The following is a 19,856-nucleotide window of genomic DNA, read 5'->3' as shown; positions in this document are numbered from 1 at the left end:
GTCGCAGATGGATAGATAACAAACAGGACACGCTGGGTCATACGGCACTTCCATGGATTGGCCGAGGGGAAGGCTCCGATCGGGAAGGCCTTGTGAATACCCGTACGGCTCAACCAAAGGTGTCAAAGTGACACACTCCGCGATGGATATGTCGATTATAGGGAATCAAGACGTTCGTCGCGATCCCGAAGGGTAATGATTTGCCAGTTCCGCTGCCTGGCAATGTCGGCCAGTACCGGGTCGGGATCGACCGCAACAGGACGATCGACCCGTTCAAGCAGTGGCAGGTCATTTTGAGAGTCGCTGTAGAAAAAGGCGCCTTCAAGCGAGACGTCATTTGCCTTGAGCCAATGCTCCAGACGGGTAATCTTGCCTTCGCGAAAACTGGGGGTGCCCGTGATGCGCCCGGTATAGCGGTCGTTTTCCATTTCGGGCTCTACGGCAATCAGGTGCTCGACGCCCAGTCTCTGAGCAATGGGGCCGGTCACAAAGCGGTTGGTGGCCGTAATGATCAGAATCCGGTCACCGCGAGCGCGATGGCTTTCCAGCAGCGCCTCGCCCTGAGACAGGATGATGGGCTCGATGCGCTCAGCCATGAACTTTCGATGCAGCTCGTCGAGTTCTTCTCTGGTGTGACGTGTCAGTGGTGCAAGGGCAAAGGCGAGATATTCATGAATATCCAGCGTACCGGCATCATAGGCACGATGGAATCGATCGTTTTCACGGCGAAAATGGTCACGATCAACAATGCCCTGTTCTACCAGAAAATCGTTCCAGGCGTGATCGCTGTCGCCGCCAAGCAGGGTGTTGTCCAGATCAAAAATGGCCAGCGTCAAGGGGAAGGCTCCCATCAAAGGCAAGGGTCGGTTTGTTTAATTTCATTATTACAAAGATGGCCACGCTTTAATATGCGCGTGCAACAACTCGACTGCCTGCGCGCTGCATATTGATGCGCTTTCGCGCTTTGTGGAAGAATGCCTGTAATCTATTTTTAAAAGGTGGCAAGTCGTGATCGATCCCGACGGTTTCCGGCCCAACGTTGGCATCATTATTGCCAACTGCGGTGGCCAGGTACTGTGGGCACGACGGGTAGGACAGAATGCATGGCAATTTCCACAGGGTGGTATCAAGGAAGATGAGACACCTCATGACGCCTTGTATCGAGAACTGAAAGAGGAGATCGGCCTGCATCCCGATGACGTCGATATATTGGCCTGCACGCGTGGCTGGCTCAGATACCGATTGCCAAAGGGACTGATTCGTACCCATTCGCGCCCGCTTTGTATTGGCCAGAAGCAGAAGTGGTTCCTGTTGCGTATGCGGTGCCAGGAATCCAGTATTTGTGTGGATACCACGCCCAAGCCGGAGTTTGACGGCTGGCGATGGGTTAGTTACTGGTACCCTCTGGGTCAGGTAGTGTCTTTCAAGCGTGACGTCTATCGGCGCGCCCTGCGAGAGCTGGCGCCGCGTCTGCCCGGAGAGAATCCGGTGGATGCGGCCGGCCAATAGCGGCCATTGACGTGTCCGGTGGCCTGACCATGACAGGCCACCGGGCATGGCAGATATACAGGGATGAAAATATAACGCCATGCTCGAGATTCTTCGCCGCATCGTTCAGGAGGTGAACGGCGCCCGCAGTCTGGATGCGGCGCTATCAATCATTGTGCGGCGCATCCGCAAGGCAATGCAGACCGACGTTTGCTCGGTCTATCTGCGCGATGACGAGCGTGACTGCTTTATCCTGATGGATACCATTGGTCTGAATGCCTCGGCCATTGGTCAGGTGACCCTGAAGCCCGGGGAAGGACTGGTGGGTCTTGTCGGGCAGCGCGAAGAGCCTCTTAATATCGAGGAGGCACCGTCACATTCCCACTTTCGCTACTTCGCCGAGACCGGCGAGGAGCGCTATTCAAGCTTTCTTGGCGTTCCCATCATTCATCAGCGCCGCGTGCTGGGTGTTCTGGTCGTACAGCAGCGTGAAAAACGCCAGTTCGGCGAAGGTGAAGAAGCCTTTCTGATTACCATGGCGGCCCAGTTGGCTGGTGTGCTGGTGCATGCCCTGTCGACCGGTGCGCTGGCGCGACTGAGCGACCCCGGCACCCAGGCCATGCTTAGCGGCATTGCGGCCGCGCCCGGGATGGCCATTGGTGAAGCCTTTGTGGTGGTGCCTTCGGCCAACCTGGAGGCCGTGCCCGAGCGTGTGCCCGACGATATCGAGGCCGAGGTTCTGCGGCTGCGTGAGGCCATCGACTGCGTGCGTCATGACATTCGACAGGCCGCAGAGCGCCTGGCCAGTCGTATCTCGGCGCAGGAGCAGGCGCTGTTTGATGTCTACCAGCAGATGCTGGGAGATGCTGCGCTGGGCAATGAAGTCGAAAAGCGAATCCGGGAAGGGCAGTGGGCGCCTTATGCGCTGGCACGGGTGGTGCAGCGTCACGTCAACTATCTCGAACGCGTGGATGATAACTACCTGCGCGAGCGTGCCGCGGATATTCGCGACCTTGGGCGTCGCGTGCTGGCCCACCTGCAAAAGGACAGTGATACTCGCAAGCCGGTTTATCCCGAACGTACCATTCTGGTCGGGGACGAGATCAGCGCCGCGCAGCTGGGTGAAATCCCGCGCGAGAAACTGGCGGGACTGGTAGCGCTGCGTGGCTCGAGCACCTCTCATGTGGCAATTCTGGCGCGCGCGATGGGCATTCCTGCCGTCATGGGCATGAATGATCTGCCCATCTCACGGCTGGCGGGCACCCCCATGATCGTCGATGGCTATCGCGGGCGGCTGATTCTGCGCCCGCAGCCGGATCTGCTGGTGCGTTACGAAAGCATGATCGAGGAGGAGGAAGCGCTTACCTCGATGCTTGAAAGCGAGCAGTCGCTGCCCAGTGAAACCAGCGACGGCTTTCGTATCCGTCTGATGATCAACACGGGGCTTGCCGTGGAAATGAGCGGCTCGCCTGCCGCGCGCATTGACGGTGTAGGGCTCTATCGCACCGAAGTGCCCTTCATGATGCATCAGCGTTTTCCCAGCGAGAAGGAACAGACGCGCATCTATCGCGAGCAGCTTCAGGGGTTCGCGCCGCTGCCGGTGGTCATGCGTACGCTGGATATCGGTGGTGATAAATCCTTGCCCTATTTCCCCATCGAGGAAGAAAACCCGTTTCTGGGCTGGCGTGGCATTCGGGTGACGCTGGATCATCCCGAAGTGCTGATGGTACAGCTGCGGGCCATGCTCAGGGCAGCCGAGGGGCTGGATAATCTTCGGATTCTGCTGCCGATGGTCACCAGTGTTGAAGAGGTCGATACGGTCTGCCGTCTTCTGGATCGCGCTATCCAGGAGCTGCGTGATGATGGCATTCAGGTCGAGCGTCCGCTTTTGGGCGTGATGCTGGAAGTGCCGGCCGTGATCTATCAGCTTGAGGCGCTCGCCTCACGCGTGGATTTCTTCTCGGTCGGCAGCAATGATCTGATCCAGTATCTGCTGGCGGTGGATCGCAACAACGCGCGTGTTTCCGGCCTTTATGATGCCTGTCAGCCGGCAGTGCTCAGGGCGCTGGATCATATTGCACGGGAAAGCCGGCGTCTGAACGTGTCCGCCTCGGTCTGTGGCGAGCTGGCGGGCGACCCGATTGGTGCGCTTTTATTGATGGGCATGGGCTATCGAGTGCTGTCGATGAATGCCCCCAATCTGTCGCGTGTACGCGCCGCCATCCGCCGCGTATCGATGGAAGGTGCACAGAATCTGGTCAGTGATGTGCTGGCGCTGCATTCGCTGACCGAAACGCGTGAGCTCGTGTATCAGCGCATGAAAGAGTGGGAACTGGCTCATCTATTGCCGCCCAGGGACTGATGGCGGGCACTCACGTGTGTCGTTTTGACCCCTGCCACTCGTGTGTCATGGTGACCCATGTGTCTCCATGACACATCTTCCTGCCTGCTGACAGTTCTATCAGTGCGATGGCTGTTTTGGAAAAGCTTTTAAAAAACAAAAGCTTGAATTTTTTTGTCGCGGTGGTTCGTGTTGGCATGTTAGTTGCTCCTGTCTGTAAAAGGACGACAACGGACAGCGACTGCCCATGGTTAAAAAGCTTGAATGGATCAACATTCTGAAAGGACTCGGCATCATGATGGTGGTGTACGCCCACATGACGTCCGGATTCGTTCGGGATTTTTTCTTTCTTTTTCACATGCCACTTTTTTTTATCATTGCCGGCTATCTTTTCAGGCCCAACGTCGATCTCGGGGCCTACCTTCGCCGCAAGAGCCTTCACCTGCTGGTGCCCTATGGTTTTTTCATGGCGCTTTTGTACGCGCCAACCCTCTATCAGGCGCTGGGCAATGAAACATCGCTTTCCAGTGCGTTAATGGCCATGGTGCTAGGCGGGCGCGATCTGATTTCAAACCTGTCACCGTTCTGGTTCGTGACCTGCTTCTGGGCTACACAGCAGCTGGTCAATGTGCTGCTGACGCGACTGTCGTTGCGAACCACAAGCACTATCATGCTGAGCATGCTGGGGCTTGCGGCAGTGAATCAGTCCCTTTTCAGTGAGCTCTGGCTGATCGGTAACCTCAACGTGGTGCTCATGGCCGCGCCCTGTTTCTATCTGGGGTATCTGGTCGCTCATTATCGGATCGATGTGGAAAGACCGCGTGTGCTGCTGCTGAGTGCCGGGGCCAGCGTGCTGGCGATGTGGTGTGTACACGGCTATCCACATTTCACCATGGACATGAAGTATGCCGATTACGGAATGCCGGTATTGAGTCTGCTGGCAGCGTTTGCCGTCACACTGGTACTTATGGCGCTATCGCATCAGCTGGCGCGTATGCCGATAGTGGCCAGAGTCGTGGGGCTGGTGGGAGAGGCGTCAATGGTGATCATGTTTTTGCATCTGAGCATTCAGGTCACGCTTGACCATCATGGGCTGCTGGAGGCGCTGGCGCCACGCTGGCTTTTGATGACGGCGCTGCCGGTTCTGTTTTATCTGCTGGTGCGTCACAACGGCTGGACAAGGCTCCTGTGTCTGGGAGACCCCGCCGTGCTTTCCGAGCGGCGTGCCAGACGCTGCGAGAAACGCCAAAAGGATCCTGCGCTGGCCTCCAGCTGGTCCTGATGACGTGTCCTGTAATCACGGTGATGCGTCAGGGCGACTCGCGCTCTTCCAGACGACGATAAAGCGTCTTGCGGCCGATCCCCAGTATCTCGGCGGCACGTCGCTTGTTGCCGTCGACGGCGTCAAGCACACGCCGGATATAGCGCTGCTCCATCTGCTCGAGGCTGAGCCACGCCTGCGCCTGGGTGTCATGGCTCTCTCTGGCAGTCACGGTCTGTCGAAAGCGTTCGGGAAAATCGTCGGGTTCGAGAGCGTCCGTTCGCGCCAGGGTAACGGCGCGCAAAATGGCATTGTCCAGTTCCCGCACATTGCCGGGGAAGGGATAGGCCCATAGCAGCGATAGCGCTGACGGCGACAGGATCATGATGTCTCGTCTTTGCTCTCGGCGGTAGCGCTCGATAAAGTGCTCGGCCAGCAGGGCGATGTCGTCGGGGCGCTCCCGTAGTGGTGGCAACGTCAGGCTGAAGGTTTCAAGCCGGTAGAACAGGTCTTCGCGGAAAAGCCCCGCCTCGATGAGTTCCAAAAGGGGGCGGTTGGTCGCCGCCACGATACGAATATCGACCTGTTGTTCCTCTTCACTGCCCACAGGCCGGACGCAGTGTGTTTGCAGTACGCGCAGCAGTTTGGCCTGCAGGGCGAGCGGCATGTCACCGATCTCGTCGAGAAAGAGCGTGCCGCCATGGGCCTGCTGGAATAGGCCGCGACGATGCGCAACGGCACCTGTAAAGGCCCCTCTGACATGACCGAAGCATTCGCTTTCCATGACATCCGGCGCAATGCTGGCGCAATTGACGGCCACAAACGGGCCTGCCCTGCGAGCGCTTTCCCGATGCAGGGCCCGGGCCATCAGCTCCTTACCGGTACCGCTTTCGCCCTGAATCAATACGGCGGCCTGCTGTGTGGCAAGGCGCCGGGCTTGGTCAAAAAGGGTGGACATGGCCGGCGTGCAGCTGGTCATGTCGTCCAGCTGGAAGATGTCGCGGGTTTCGCTGGCCTGCTGGCGCGTTTTTAATGCACGACGCCGGCCCAGTCGGGCGACGCTGGCACGAACCTGATCCAGGTCCAGCGGCTTGGTCAGGAAATCATCTGCGCCGCGCTGAAGCGCGTCCACGGCCTGTTCGATACTGCCAAAGGCGGTAATGATGATCATGGCGGGGTGGTCGGGCTGTTGTGCCAGCGTGTCCAACAGCGTCATGCCATCCATGCCGGGCAGGCGAATATCGCTGATGATGACATCAAAAGCCGTTGTCTCAGACAGCGTCAGGGCCTGCTCGGCGCTGTCGACGCCTGTGACAGTGTGGCCGGCTTCCTCGAGTTCCTCGACAAGCAGCTCCAGAATGGCCGCATCATCCTCGACAATCAGAATTTGATCAGTCATGGCCGTGTTTCCGTGGCAAGACATCCTCCATGGTGTCTGAGTCTTCCATACCGATACCCCTTGACGTTTCGCTATCGCCAGTCATGGAGTCAGGGGGTAACAGCGTCTCGGGCGGCAGGGTAACGATAAAGGCTGCACCGCCGGACGAGCTCTCCTCCAGTGTGATATGACCGCCATGATCTTCGACCGCACGGTGAACAATGGTGAGTCCCATACCGCTCCCCTTGCCGGCGCCTTTCGTGGTGTAGAAGGGGTCGAAAAGCTGACTGTGGTGTTCAGCCTCAACGCCCGGGCCGTCGTCTTCTATGCGAAGTACCACGCCTGTGGCCGAGTATTGCGCTGAAATGACGACCTTTTGGCTGCCGGCCTGAAAGGCATTTTTGATCAGATTGTCGAGCAGCTGCTGAAAGCGCTGTCGATCGACGGTAAGGGCATCCTTTTCCGGAAGATGCGTTTCAAGCAGAGGGTGCGCATGTTCAAGATTCAGGGCCTCGCGCGCCAGCCGCTCGGCCTCATCGATCATGTGTTGCAGCGAGTGCTGACGCGGCTGCAGTGTATGACGCCGGCCCATGTCCATCAGCTGGCGAATGGTCAACTCCATGCGTCGGGTTTCACGGCGAATGCGTACCAGACGCTGGCGAGCGTCGTCAGGCAGGTCGTCGCGGCGCTGCAGGCGCTGAACCTGTCCATCGATGACCGTCAGCGGTGAGCCGAGTTCATGTGCCACGCCTGCGGCCAGCACGCCGATTTCAGCCAGCCGTCGCGATTTCTTCAAGCTGCGCTCCAGCGCGAGCTGCTGGTGTTGCTGTTCGTGAGCTTCCCGCTCCTTGCTGGCCATGGCGTCAAGCATGGCGTTGAAGGCCTCGCCAAGTTCGTGAAATTCCCGGGCGCCGCCGGGTGTCATGCGGTGGCGGCGGTTGCCACCCTGAACGGCCTTCATGCTGCGATAGAGCCGATTGACCGGGCGGTCCACGTAGCGGTGAAATCCCCACCACACCAACAGCACCACCAGAATGCTTACAAAAGCGGCCAGCAGCAGGGCCGCGGTGGTGATGAGGCTCATATAGCGCTCGATACCGGTGGCCAGACGGTTAATCTGCAAAACGCCCAGTACCTTGCCCTCGGCATCTGTCATCGGCAGTAGATAGGTATAAAAATTCTGCCCGCCCTGCTGCGAATAGCCTTCGGCCTCCCGGGCATTACTGATGGCTCCCTGCAGCATCTTTTTGTCCTGCAGGCCCCCGGCGAGGCCGACGCCGGCAATCTGCTGTCCCGAGGGGGACAGGATGAAGGCGCCGTAAAGCCTTGAAAGAGAAAAGGTGGTACTCAACCCTTCCTGCAGGGCCTGTATGTTTTGATGGGTCAGTGCCTGCGTCAGGGGCAGGCGTATCCCATGGGCAATCAGTCGCACCTCTTCCTGCTGACGCTTTTGCATGTTGTCTTCCAGTACCCACAGCCCCACTGCGCTGAACGTGATTAACGTTAGCAGCAGGGGGCAGATGATGGTCAGCAGGATGGTGGTACGCAGTCTCATGGCGGTTCTTTTGATCATGGGGCTGCTACCTTAACGTGCCCCGTGCGAGCAGACGAGCATTGCCCTGAAGGCGCAAGGTTTGGTGGCTTCGTGATAGACTCGCCGCTGTCGTTGGCATCTCTCCGCAAGGGAGGATGTTGTCGGGTCCGATAGGCTCCTGTGCAGGGAAGGTTGCATGTTTCATCATCCGCAGTTTGATCCGGTGGCGGTCTCGCTTGGGCCGTTGGCCATTCACTGGTATGGCCTGATGTATGTCGTGGGCTTCGTGGGTGCCTGGTGGCTGGCCCGCGTGCGCGCCGAACGGCTTGGTCTAACGAAGGATCAGGTCGGCGACATGATCTTTTACGGCGCCCTCGGAGTCGTGCTGGGTGGACGTATCGGCTACGCGATCTTTTACGGCTGGGAGCAGTTTCTGGCCAATCCGCTCTGGATTTTCAAGGTCTGGGAAGGTGGCATGAGCTTTCATGGCGGGCTCATCGGTGTTCTCATTGCATCGCTGCTTTTTGCCCGTCGTCATCAACTGACCTTCTTCCAGCTGACCGATTTTATTGCCCCCATGGTGCCCATTGGTCTGGGGGCCGGTCGTCTGGGCAACTTCATCAATCAGGAGCTTCCCGGTCGTGTGACGGATGTTCCCTGGGGCATGGTGTATCCCCTCTACGGTCCCGAGCCGCGTCATCCTTCCGAGCTTTATGAGTTTGCCCTTGAAGGCGTAGTGCTTTTTTGCATTCTCTGGACGGTTTCCAGAAAGCCGCGACAGCGCGGCCTGATCTCGGGGCTGTTTCTGATTCTTTATGGTGCCTTTCGGTTTTTTGTCGAATTCTTTCGCCGCCCGGACCCGCAGCTTGGTTTTATCGCCTTCGACTGGCTGACCATGGGACAACTGTTGTGTGTCCCCATGCTGCTTCTGGGCGTGGTACTGATTATCTGGTCGCGTCGCCAGGGCATTGACGATGCGCGTTCTTCTTCTCAGGTATAAACGGTTCAAGTAAATGCAGCCCTATCTCGAACTCATGCAGCAGGTACTCGATCATGGTGTGGAAAAACATGATCGTACGGGCGTGGGGACGCGCGCCATTTTTGGCCATCAGATGCGTTTTGATCTTTCGCAGGGTTTTCCACTGCTGACCACCAAGAAACTGCATCTTCGCTCGATCATTCACGAGCTGCTCTGGTTTTTAAGCGGTGATACCAATATCGGCTATCTCAAGGACAACGGGGTGTCCATCTGGGATGCCTGGGCCGATGAGGACGGTGAGCTGGGCCCGGTGTATGGCTATCAGTGGCGTAGCTGGCCGGCGCCAGACGGTGGCCATGTCGATCAGATCAGCCGGGTCATCGAGCAGATCAAGGTCAACCCCGATTCCCGGCGCCTGATCGTGTCGGCCTGGAATCCGGCGCTGGTCGATGAGATGGCGCTGCCGCCCTGTCATGCGCTGTTTCAGTTCTTTGTGGCAGATGGCAAACTCTCCTGCCAGCTTTATCAGCGCAGTGGCGATATCTTTCTGGGCGTGCCCTTCAATATTGCCAGCTATGCGCTGTTGACCCATATGGTGGCTCAGGTATGCGATCTGACACCAGGAGAGTTCATCCATACGCTGGGGGATGCACACCTCTACAGCAACCACATCGAACAGGCACGCCTTCAGTTGTCGCGTACGACAAAACCGCGACCAACGCTCAGGCTCAATCCTGACGTAAAGGATATTTTTGCCTTTCGCTTTGAAGACATTGCCATCGAAGACTACGCCCCCCATCCGCACATTCGCGCCCAGGTGGCTGTCTGATGCGACCGGAGAGCACGACAATGCAGGAAACCCTGGTACCCATTGCCATGATTGCCGCTGTGTCGCGCAATCGCGCCATCGGCATTGAGGGCAAGCTGCCCTGGTATCTGCCCGAGGATCTGAAATTTTTCAAGGCAGTCACATTACACAAGCCACTGGTGATGGGACGCGCTACCTTTGAATCCATTGGCAAGCCTTTACCCAATCGCCTCAACATCGTGGTCACTCGCGATACAGGCTTTGAGCATCCCGGAGTACGGGTATGTCATGACCTGGAAAGCGCGCTGGCACTGGCTGACGATCAGGCCATGATCGAAGGTAATGAGGAGATCATGGTCATCGGCGGCGGCGAAATTTATCGGCAGGCCCTGTCTTTCGCCTCAAGGCTTTATCTGACAGAAATTGATGTCGAGGTGGCGGGGGATACCTTCTTTCCTTCGCTGGATGAGGACTGGCAGGAAGTTGAGCGGGTAGCAGGCTCGCCTTCCGAGGGTCAACCCGGCTACGATTTTGTGCGCTACGAAAGAGAAGGCGCAGCGCAGGCGTGAGGCTTTGCGGCGCTGGAGGTTGGCTGCAGGCGCCATAAAATAATGTATGGTTTGGTGATGCCGATAACAGGCATCATCACGAAAGCCTTGGGAGATGGGCGTGAGCGACCGTTTTGATGAAGTGTTCAGTGCGCTTGAGCAGCAGGCAAGCGATCTGACAGCGCGTCTGGAAAGTGCGAGATCCCGCATTCGCGAACTTGAAAGCACCAATCAGGAGCTGGTAGCGCGTCTGACCCGTATTCAGCAGATGTCGGGTGCCGATGGTGGACACTCCCCTGTATCAGCTTCGCCATCGGATGACGTTCCGGAAGCCGTGCCGGTGGCGTTTGAAGGTGCCGAAGCCGGCAGTATGGCCACTAGCGACGACAGCGACGTCTCCCTTTCGTTTGTTCCGGACAGGCCCGTGGCGTCCGATGAGTTGCCGCCGGTGCCAGAAGAATCATCCACGCCTACAGAGCAGAACATGTCCGAAGTTGTTGAAACAGCACCGCTTGATCCCGTCCAGGAAGACATCTCTCCCCAGGCACTTCTCAAGCAGTGGTACAAGCGCTATCCCAAAACCTTTTTCGAGCGTCATACTCGCCCGCTGGCCATCGGTATTCACGAGGCGCTTGCGGCCCGCGAGCCCTACAGCGAAAAGCTGATTCGTCGGGCGCTGGCGGGTTACGTCAATCTGCCGCGTTATCTCAAGTCGGTACGGGTCAATGCACCGCGCATTGATCTCGAAGGCCAGGAGGCCGGCAGGGTCGAGGAAGAAGACGCGCGGCATGCGAAAGAGCAGCTCAAGCGCTTGCAGGACCGTCAGCAGGAGCGGGAAGCTGAAAAGCAAAAGCTTAGATTGGCACAAAAAATGTCCGAGCTGGCGCACCGGCATCAACGGTAGCCGGTTGGAACGGAGCGCTTTAATCGTTAATCTGCAAACGAAATGGCACGTGTTTTGCCAGAGTTTAATCGTATGATGTAACGCTTTGATGTTTTTTGTTTTTAATAAAAGAGCGACCCAAAAGGGCGCTCTTTTTTTGATTTTATTTTCAGGCGTGTCATGGAAAAGTCATGATTTTTACGCAGAATGCCGGCCTTGGAGCGGTGTTCTAGTCCAATAGTAAAAAGATCGAAAACGCTGTTTTTTTCTTGTTGCGTTAGTGAAAACGCCGTTATAAGGTAGCCCGGCGAGCAACAAATAAAAAAAGCTCGAACGCCACCGGCGTCGGGCATCTGCTGCGGCAGACAATCGAACAGTTAGCCAGTTAAGGAAAATCAAGATGAAAAAGACGCTCTTAGCGACTGCGATTGCCGGCGCAATCGGCACGATGGCAGCTGGTGCCCAGGCGGCCACGGTTTACAATCAGGACGGTTCCAAACTGGACGTTTACGGTAACGTTCAAATTGGTTGGCGTAATATCAAAAACGCTCAAACCGAAGATAATGTGAATGGCGACCCTGTTTTCGTTGGCTCTGAAAATCAGGATGATATTTTCGATAACGGTTCGACCATCGGGTTCCGCGGTGAGCACATTATCAATCCGGACCTGACCGGTTATTTCCGCGCCGAGTTCGAGTTCAACGCTGATCGCCAGAAAGGTTATTACAGCCAGAGTTCCAGCAAATCCGGTAATTCAGGCCTTTCTACCGGTGACCAGGCCTACCTTGGTCTGACCGGTGATTTCGGTGACCTGCGTATCGGTTCCTGGGATGATCTGCTGGACGACTGGGTTCTCGATCCGGTCTCCAACAACGAATACTTTGATAACACTGATAGTAGCGCGGATGTAGGCGGCACTTCTTATCGCGAAGGTAACAAGATCACCTATACCTCACCGGTTACCGGCGGTCTGCAGTTTGCTATTGGTACGCGCTACTATGGGGATGCTGAGGCTACTCAAGACTTCCAAGATGAAGTCGTAAATGGCGCAAATCTCGGCGGTGAGTTCCAAACAGATGATGACGGTAGCGCTTCTCTGTTTGGTGGCTTGCGTTATATGGTCGGCGACTGGACTTTGGCCGCTGTCTATGATGATCTGAAAAACTTTAAATATATTGACGATGCCACTGGCGATGATCGCGATTATGGCCAGCAGTTCGGCCTGAACGCGACCTGGCAGATGAGCGACGATCTACGCGTGTCCGCCAAGTGGGAACAGCTGCACGGCCAGTGGGCGGATGACGCTGATGTTAACCGCTATGGCATTGGTGCTCGCTACAGCTATGGCATGGGCGATGTCTACGGTTCTTATCAATATGTTGACGCTGAGCGCAATGCGACTGCGCTCACAGATCCAAATGCGTTTAGCGGAATCGACCAAGGTGGAGATGAAAGCTACAACGAGTTCATTCTTGGCGCGACCTACAATCTGAGCAGCCAAATGTATGTGTGGCTGGAAGGTGGTAAATTTGACCGCGAAGAAGACATTGGTGATGGTGTTGCCACCGGTATCGCTTACAGCTTCTAAATCTCTGATCTGATCGTCCCTGTGACGCTCAAGACTCACAATGAACCGGCCTCCCATGGGAGGCCGGTTTTTTTGCGCTTGCCGCTTGGAATCCATCGTCACCAGAGCCGAGCATGACGCATCGTATCTCTCTTTTTCTGCAATGCCTTCCCGGGTCATGAGGCGTACAATGCTGCGACTACCCCCGGGTGATGTGTCGAAAACGGACTTTTCAGCGGGGCCGGATTGACGGGGCTGCACTATGCTTTAGGCACTTCACGCCAGAGGACCTGCCATCATGAGTGCTCCCTGCAGGGTGAAGGCATTTGATGCAATAGAAACAGGAGAAGGGCGTGTTACTGCGTGAACTTTCCATTGGTGGTGTCTTCATCAGTCCAATGCTGCTGTTTGCGCTGGTGTCCCTGGTGATTTCGGCGTTGTTGCGAACCATGATGCACAAGGCAGGTCTGACACGCTGGGTATGGCAGGAAGCATGGTTTGACGTCAGTCTGTTCGTGATTGTGCTGGCCGTGGTGACCTATCTTTCAAGTCATGTGTTGTAGAAGCGAAACCTGAATGCGCACGATTATTAGAGTCTTCATTACGCTGGTGCTGGCCGCGATTGCCATCGCACTGGGGGTCTGGTTATGGCAGTACTACATGTATACGCCCTGGACGCGAGATGCTCGTGTTCGTGCCGATATCGTTACCATCGCGTCTGATGTTTCCGGCTGGGTCATGAACCTTGAAGCTCATGACAACCAGCGCGTGGCGGCCGGCGACGTCCTCTTTACGATCAATCACAAGCGCTATGAGGCAGCCGCGCGTCAGGCCGAGGCAACGCTTGCCAACCGGGAATACGCTTACCAGCTCAACGAACATGAATATGAGCGCCGTCGTCACCTGGGCAGCAACGCTATCAGCACCGAGGATCGCGAGACCGCAAGACTCAATGCACAGATTGCCAAGGCCCAGCGTGATCTTGCTCAGGCGCAGCTCGACAGTGCCCGTATTGATCTTGAACGCAGCGTGGTCAGGGCGCCGGTCGATGGTTCCGTGATCAATCTCCAGCTGCGCGAGGGCAATTACGTCACTCAGGGCAATGCCCAGATGTCGATCGTGCGCGAAGGCTCCTTCTATATCACGGCCTATTTCGAAGAGACCAAGATTCCTTCGATCGATATCGGCGACCAGGCCAGTATCTGGTTGATGGGAGGCGATCAGAAAATGCAGGGGCATGTGGCCAGCATTGGTCGCGGGATTGCCAATACCAATACCTCGCCCAACGGGCAGCTTCTGCCGCAGGTACAACAGACCTTTACCTGGGTACGCCTTTCCCAGCGTATTCCCGTGGACATTGCCATCGACCATATTCCTGACGGCGTTTATCTGAGTTCAGGCATGACCGCCAGCGTGCGCATTGACGACCAGCACCGCAAGGATGATGGCGTGGATGGCGTGCGCCCACAGGGCATGGGTAATGGCAGCGATCAGGCCAGTGCCCCCGATATTTCGCCGGCCACCACCGAAGGTGCCGGACAGCAGGCACCCTGACCGTGGCGCTCGGCACCTGGGGGCGTGTTTATCTCACGCCTGATATCAATACCCTGAAGTTTGCGACCAAGGGTCTGGTGGCCATGACCCTGTCGCTTTATCTGGCCATGGAAATGCAGCTGGATCGCCCCTATTGGGCCCTGATATCGGCCGTATTCCTGCAGATACGTCCTCAAAGCGGGCTGGTGATCGAGAAGGGACTGTGCCAGATCGGCGGTACCATCATCGGTGGCGGCCTGGGCGTACTGATCATGGCATTGAGCATGCAGATGCCGGCCATTGCGCTGATGATGCTGATGGTCTGGGTCTTTATCTGTGCCACCTCGTCATCACTGACTCGCAATTTCAATCTGACCTACGGCTTTGCGATGGGGGCGGCCACGGCCATCCTTGTCGTGGTGCTCACCATTGTGAACAACAATTCAAGTCAGGGCGTTTTTGATATCGCCGTGGCTCGTGTCAGCGAGATCGTGCTGGGCGCGACCTGTGCCACGTTGGTCAGCATGCTGCTCTGGCCCGATCGGGTCAGATATATCATTCACGGGCATGCCAATACGGTCATTGATGAGACCTTCAAGGCGCTGACCATGCATCTTGATGCCAATATCTCAATGAATGACGCGCGCCAGCAGATCATGTCTGCGCTGGGCCAGGCACTGACGCTCAACAACGACAGCAGCGCTGTCGTCTATGAGGGGCCGCATGGACCCGGGCGTGCTCGTGCGGCTTATCTTTTATCCCAGCGTGCACTGTCGATGATGGCCGAGATGCAGACCTATGGGCGTCTGGTACGGGAACATCCGACGCTTGCCAGCGAAGCCTTCGAGGATGCGCTCAAGGATATTCGCGACACCATGGAGCGCATACGCTCGCGTCAGACCTACAGCGAACGAAAACGGGAGATCAACGGGCTTCGACAGCGGATACAGAAGGCTGAACTACAGCGTCATGGTACGCCGCTGGCAAGACGCATGGCGCAGGGATTGATGATCCTGCTGGGGTATGCCAGCGTCATGATCGAGGCGCATCACGCCATCAACGATGCCGAGAATACCCGGCTCAAGGCCCCTCGGCTGTCGCGCCATCGTGATTACATGCCGGCACTGACCATCGGTATCCGTTCCAGTCTGTTGTTTGCCATCGGCGCCATCATCTATGTCTCGACCCAGTGGAGCTCCGGTGTGCTGATGATGGTGATGCCGGTAATTTTTGGCACCATGTTTGCCTCGTTTCCTTCGCCCAATGCCATGTTAAAAAACGTCATGAAGGGAGGACTTGTCGGAATTTTTGCGGCCTTGATCTTTGGCAATATTCTGCTGGCTCAGGCGGCGCATGAGTACATCATGCTGGTGGTGGTGTTTGGAGGGCCGCTTTTCCTGGGGCTGATGGCGATCAATAATCGTGCGGTTCTGGCCAATGGTCTGGGTTTTTGTATTCTCTATATCATCCTGACCATGCCCAGTAACAACATGAGCTTCAATATCAGCAGTTTCATGGATCGCACGCTGGCCATTGCCCTGGGGCTGATCATTCTCTACACGGTTTTTCGAATTGTGCCTTCTCCCAACGCACTGGTCCTGCGTCGTCGTGTCATTCGTGCCACGACCGATGACATGCTGCAGCTATGGGAACGTTCCTGTCGGCAATCACGGGAAAGAGCTTCTGACTGGTTCAACGGTCGCATGGTCGAGCGTGTACAGCGTCTTGCCAACTTTGACAGTCAACTGCCTGAAGAGGAACGTTATCTGCTGGACCTGGGGATGACTGGCATGAATTTTGGGCATCTGATTCTGGCCAACTACCGCCGTGTCACCAGCCTGGATAACACGCCGGACACGCGTGAAGCCCTCAGGCAGTGGCAGACAGCGCTGGCCCATGCCTATCAGGCCTGCGCATGGGGCGATTTTGATGAACGTTTTACCGATGCCAGTCAGGCGCTTTTGAAACGTCTGCGTGAAGCCGGCGAAATGGATGATGAACAGATCGAACTCATCGAAGGGATGGTCAGGCGCCTGGATCTTACGCTGCATCGCTTTGCGAAAATGAGCAGTAGCCGGGATCAGCGCGATATCAGCGACGTTCTGGAGCAGGCATCCTGAAAAGCGTATTAATGAACCGTTGATAAAGGCGGTGCCTGTTGGGGCACCGCCTTTTTAATGTGTGACAGGTTCTGCAGACTACGCTTTTCCGCCGGTTCGGCCGGATCGGTCAGCCACTAAAGCTCATCCGGGTCGCGGCTTTCCATGTCGGGTCGCGTACGCTGTGGATCAACGTGGTCGCCGCCGTCGGGCTCTTCAAAGTCAAGCGCCTTGATATTGGCCTCAACTCCTTCCTCGTCGGCTTCGGTGACTTCCAGCTCGTTTTCGAGCTCGGCATCCTTGGCATCCAGAAGACGCTCATCGGCATCCAGCACGCCGGTTTCGACCAGATCGGCGTACTCATCGTTTTCGTCGGGCAAAACGGAGGCGTTCTCCGTGGAACCCGTACCATCATTGAGGTCTTCCAGATCATGGGTCCAGGCGTCCGTTTCCGGCGTGGCGGCAGTCACGTCTCTGCCATCACGTGCCGGTCGCTGGTCGCTGGGGCCTTTCTTTTCCTCATCCATGAGTACACTCCATCGTTATCAGGGGATGATCGACATGCATTGTCTTGAGTCTAGAACATTGCGGGCCATTACCCCTCGTGGATATGGCGGTCGGGAGCATATTCTTCAACGTCTTTTACCATATTGGCACGGCGGTCTTCCTTCAGCCGGGTACGGCGAAAATGCCAGTACACCATGACTGCCGAACATCGCCAGGGCGAGGCAGGGATGCTCATACGCCAGAATGGCGTTACGGCCGGAAAGGCACCTTAAGGTTTTATCGAAAGATGATGATTGGGTTCCGGCCGTTTAGAATAGTCATTTTTATCCGGCACTTGAGGAATAAATCCATGGATGATCCTTCTACAGGCGTGGTTGCTACAGGTGTCGTGGTGCTTGAAGGTGAGCACATTGTGGCGGCCGGCCGTGATGAGCGTGAGGCCATGGCCGGCGTTCCGCAGGCGTGGCAGACAAACCCGCTGCTGCAGTGTGTGTCGGCCTCCATGAAACTGGTGCGACAGGTTCAAAAGCGCGGCAGTGTTCCCTTCGTCGTTGTTGATGGCATGTTATGTACCATCGATGATGTGGATCACCTGCTGGCCCCTGATGACGCCATCGAGGCCCCCGGCAGTCCTGAGGTTGAACAGCTTCTGGCCCGTACTCATGCGCTGGTGGCAGACAATGATGAAGATGACGTGGAGAGTACCGGTTAATCATGATGTCCACGGCGCTCTTCATTTCGCACTTTCGACCTTCAATTCCTTGATGGCCCTTATGTCCGAGATCCCAACTTCTTCAAGCACCGAGACCTGCCCGGGTCAATCCGACACGCCGCTGTGGCTGTTTGGCTACGGGTCGCTGATCTACAAGACCGGCTTTGCCTTCAGGAGGCGCCGCCCTGCCAGCATCAAGGGGTGGGCACGGCGTTTCTGGCAGGGCTCACACGACCATCGCGGCACGCTTGAGGCGCCGGGTCGGGTAGCCACTCTTGTTCCCCGAGAGGAGGCCGTTTGTCATGGCATGGCCTATCTGATCACGCCTGATGTGCTTGAAGGGCTCGATGTCCGCGAGAAGAATGGTTATTTGCGCGTTGTAACCGACCTTTATTTTGATGATGGCGAGCGTGGCGAGGCGCTGGTCTATATGGCGACCGAAGGCAACGAGGCCTGGCTGGGGGAAGCCTCCGAGCTGGAGATTGCGCAGCAGATTTCGACAGCGGTCGGCCCCAGCGGCCCCAATCGCGACTATCTGCTGATGCTGGCCGATTCGATACGTGAGATGGGCCATGACGATGCGCATGTCGAGGCCATTGAACAGGCACTGCTGGCGCTTGAAGCCAGGAGCGAATGAGCTATCAGGGCTGTGCCATGCTGGCCGATCGATACGTAAAAAGGACCGCCGCGGCGGTCCTTTTGGCAACAGGGCATGTCTTGCTGCGGCCTGTCTTCGATGCGATTTCAAAGAGTGTGCTAAAAGGTTTCCCACTCGTTTTCATCACTGGTGACACGATTGCCCCTTGTTGGCACCGCAGGCGCAGCAGCCGAGTGCTTCGATGAAGCGGCTGTGCTTGCTGGCGTGGGTGTCTTCGCGTGAGCGCTCTCGTCGGCGCTGGTGACATTGGGTCGGTGGGTGCCTCCTTTCGTCGCCGAGCCTGTCCTGGTGATTGGTTCAGGCGCGTTCAGCGGAGAGGCGGGCGCCTTATCGTCTGTATCAACGTTTTCTGGCAGCAGGAATAAATCCACCGAGTCACGCAGGGCATGGGCCTGACGCTCCAGCTCGCTGGCAGCCTGTGCGGCATTTTGTACCAGCTCGGCGTTTTGCTGCGTGACCTGATCGATCTGTGAAATGGCCTGATTGACCTGGCCGATACCGCTGCTTTGCTCCTGCGAGGCCGAGGCAATCTCACTGATAAGACCGGTGGCGCGCTGTACGGACTCGACAATGCCCTGCATGGTCGTGCTGGCCTGCTCGACCAGTGTCGAGCCACTGTTGACCCTTTTGAGAGAGTTGTCGATCAGTTCGCGAATGTCGCCGGCGGCGCTGGCCGAGCGTCCGGCCAGTGCTCGCACTTCACCCGCCACCACGGCAAAGCCCTTGCCCTGTTCACCGGCGCGTGCCGCCTCAACGGAGGCGTTGAGCGCCAGAATGTTGGTCTGAAAGGCAATCGAGTCGATGAGGGCAATGATATCGCCCATTTGTTGCGAGCTCTGACTGATGCCCTCCATGGTCTGCTTGACTTCGACAATGACCTCGCCACCGCGCTGCGCCTGGTGCGACGCCTCCTGAGCCAACTGGCTGGCCTGGCGGGAATTTTCGGCATTTTGCGAAACCGTCGCCGTCAGCTGTTCCATGCTGGCGGCCGTTTGTTCGAGCGAGGCGGCCTGTTGTTCGGTACGGGCTGAAAGATCAGTGTTGTCACGGGCAATCGACTGCGCATTATCGTTAATACGGTGACTGCCTGAGCGTACAGTATTGACCGTGTGTGAGAGACTACGCTGGGTTGCCGAAAGCGCGTTGAACAATCTGCCGATTTCATTATCGCCGCGTTTCTCTGCGTCCTGTGAAAGATCGCCCTTCGCCATGCGCTCAAAGTGGACAACCAGCCGCTTGAGCGGGTTGATGACGTTGACCGTGACGCCCCACATCACAACAGCGCTGACCATGATCGCCATCACGATTGCCGCGACCATGATCGTTCTTAGAAGAGAGGCCGTGGTTTCAAAATCGGCCCTTAGTTGATCGGCCCGATTGCCACTGTCGGCAGCAAGTTCCAAAAAGATGCCTTCACCATGATGAAGGCCATAAAGACCGATCGCACTGACACCCATGATCAACACCATGAAAACGGCAATCACCAGTGTCCAGCTTGTTTTGACGGTCATGTCATCAATCAGCTTCATGTTCGATCTGCGCCTTTTTCTGGAAGTCGAA

Annotated in this window: 18 protein-coding genes; 13 read left to right on the top strand and 5 right to left on the bottom strand. The window is 56.8% G+C overall.

What is annotated here, in order from left to right:
* Window positions 1-155: 155 nt before the first annotated feature.
* Complete coding sequence (locus B9G99_RS01455) at window positions 156-836, bottom strand: histidinol-phosphatase (RefSeq protein ID WP_086623211.1); 681 nt, start codon at window positions 834-836, stop codon at window positions 156-158.
* Between the two features lie 172 nt (window positions 837-1,008).
* Between B9G99_RS01455 and B9G99_RS01450 the strand changes: the two genes are divergently transcribed.
* The 3 genes from B9G99_RS01450 (at window position 1,009) to B9G99_RS01440 (ending at window position 5,111) form a co-directional block, all read left to right on the top strand.
* Window positions 1,009-1,509, top strand: coding sequence for an RNA pyrophosphohydrolase (locus B9G99_RS01450; protein WP_086620427.1), 501 nt, complete (start codon window positions 1,009-1,011; stop codon window positions 1,507-1,509).
* 79 nt (window positions 1,510-1,588) lie between these two features.
* A complete protein-coding gene (ptsP, locus tag B9G99_RS01445) occupies window positions 1,589-3,850 on the top strand; it encodes a phosphoenolpyruvate--protein phosphotransferase (protein ID WP_086620426.1) in 2,262 nt (753 codons plus the stop codon).
* A 226-nt stretch (window positions 3,851-4,076) separates the two neighbouring features.
* Window positions 4,077-5,111: an acyltransferase family protein gene (locus B9G99_RS01440; RefSeq protein WP_086620425.1), complete on the top strand. Its 1,035-nt coding sequence runs from the start codon at window positions 4,077-4,079 to the stop codon at window positions 5,109-5,111.
* A gap of 28 nt (window positions 5,112-5,139) precedes the next feature.
* On the opposite strand, the gene B9G99_RS01435 is transcribed toward B9G99_RS01440, so the two are convergent.
* Window positions 5,140-6,489, bottom strand: coding sequence for a sigma-54-dependent transcriptional regulator (locus B9G99_RS01435; protein WP_086620424.1), 1,350 nt, complete (start codon window positions 6,487-6,489; stop codon window positions 5,140-5,142).
* The gene (locus tag B9G99_RS01430) at window positions 6,482-8,041 is read right to left on the bottom strand and encodes a sensor histidine kinase (protein ID WP_086620423.1); all 1,560 of its coding nucleotides are present in this window, start codon (window positions 8,039-8,041) and stop codon (window positions 6,482-6,484) included. Before B9G99_RS01430 ends, B9G99_RS01435 begins: the two co-directional genes overlap by 8 nt.
* Before the next feature lie 157 nt (window positions 8,042-8,198).
* Between B9G99_RS01430 and lgt the strand changes: the two genes are divergently transcribed.
* From lgt to B9G99_RS01390, 8 genes are all read left to right on the top strand, one after another.
* Window positions 8,199-9,002, top strand: coding sequence for a prolipoprotein diacylglyceryl transferase (lgt, locus tag B9G99_RS01425; RefSeq protein ID WP_086620422.1), 804 nt, complete (start codon window positions 8,199-8,201; stop codon window positions 9,000-9,002).
* A 13-nt stretch (window positions 9,003-9,015) separates the two neighbouring features.
* On the top strand, window positions 9,016-9,810 hold the full coding sequence (locus B9G99_RS01420) for a thymidylate synthase (RefSeq protein ID WP_086620421.1): 795 nt from the start codon (window positions 9,016-9,018) through the stop codon (window positions 9,808-9,810).
* A 20-nt stretch (window positions 9,811-9,830) separates the two neighbouring features.
* Window positions 9,831-10,358 (top strand): dihydrofolate reductase, encoded by a 528-nt coding sequence (locus B9G99_RS01415; RefSeq protein WP_227875874.1) that lies wholly within the window; start codon window positions 9,831-9,833, stop codon window positions 10,356-10,358.
* A gap of 100 nt (window positions 10,359-10,458) precedes the next feature.
* Window positions 10,459-11,241, top strand: a complete 783-nt coding sequence (locus B9G99_RS01410; RefSeq protein WP_227875873.1) for a ProQ/FINO family protein — start codon at window positions 10,459-10,461, stop codon at window positions 11,239-11,241.
* A 379-nt stretch (window positions 11,242-11,620) separates the two neighbouring features.
* A complete protein-coding gene (locus B9G99_RS01405; protein ID WP_086620419.1) occupies window positions 11,621-12,808 on the top strand; it encodes a porin in 1,188 nt (395 codons plus the stop codon).
* A gap of 332 nt (window positions 12,809-13,140) precedes the next feature.
* Window positions 13,141-13,350 carry a DUF1656 domain-containing protein gene (locus B9G99_RS01400; protein WP_086620418.1) on the top strand — a complete coding sequence of 70 codons (210 nt, stop codon included), beginning with the start codon at window positions 13,141-13,143 and terminating at the stop codon, window positions 13,348-13,350.
* Between the two features lie 13 nt (window positions 13,351-13,363).
* Window positions 13,364-14,341: an efflux RND transporter periplasmic adaptor subunit gene (locus tag B9G99_RS01395; protein WP_086620417.1), complete on the top strand. Its 978-nt coding sequence runs from the start codon at window positions 13,364-13,366 to the stop codon at window positions 14,339-14,341.
* 2 nt (window positions 14,342-14,343) lie between these two features.
* Entirely contained in the window at window positions 14,344-16,440 is a 2,097-nt protein-coding gene (locus B9G99_RS01390) for an FUSC family protein (protein WP_086620416.1), read from the top strand.
* A 116-nt stretch (window positions 16,441-16,556) separates the two neighbouring features.
* On the opposite strand, the gene B9G99_RS01385 is transcribed toward B9G99_RS01390, so the two are convergent.
* Window positions 16,557-16,946, bottom strand: a complete 390-nt coding sequence (locus tag B9G99_RS01385; RefSeq protein WP_086620415.1) for a hypothetical protein — start codon at window positions 16,944-16,946, stop codon at window positions 16,557-16,559.
* 329 nt (window positions 16,947-17,275) lie between these two features.
* Here B9G99_RS01385 and B9G99_RS01380 point away from each other — a divergent pair, with 329 nt between their 5' ends.
* The gene (locus tag B9G99_RS01380; protein ID WP_086620414.1) at window positions 17,276-17,638 is read left to right on the top strand and encodes a hypothetical protein; all 363 of its coding nucleotides are present in this window, start codon (window positions 17,276-17,278) and stop codon (window positions 17,636-17,638) included.
* Window positions 17,639-17,699: 61 nt separating this feature from the next.
* The gene (locus B9G99_RS01375) at window positions 17,700-18,275 is read left to right on the top strand and encodes a gamma-glutamylcyclotransferase (protein ID WP_086620413.1); all 576 of its coding nucleotides are present in this window, start codon (window positions 17,700-17,702) and stop codon (window positions 18,273-18,275) included.
* Window positions 18,276-18,394: 119 nt separating this feature from the next.
* On the opposite strand, the gene B9G99_RS17195 is transcribed toward B9G99_RS01375, so the two are convergent.
* Window positions 18,395-19,825: a methyl-accepting chemotaxis protein gene (locus tag B9G99_RS17195; protein ID WP_086620412.1), complete on the bottom strand. Its 1,431-nt coding sequence runs from the start codon at window positions 19,823-19,825 to the stop codon at window positions 18,395-18,397.
* Between the last annotated feature and the right edge of the window lie 31 nt (window positions 19,826-19,856).

The organism is Kushneria konosiri (assembly GCF_002155145.1).
Taxonomy (GTDB): domain Bacteria; phylum Pseudomonadota; class Gammaproteobacteria; order Pseudomonadales; family Halomonadaceae; genus Kushneria; species Kushneria konosiri.
This window is presented reverse-complemented; position numbering and strand designations above follow the sequence as displayed.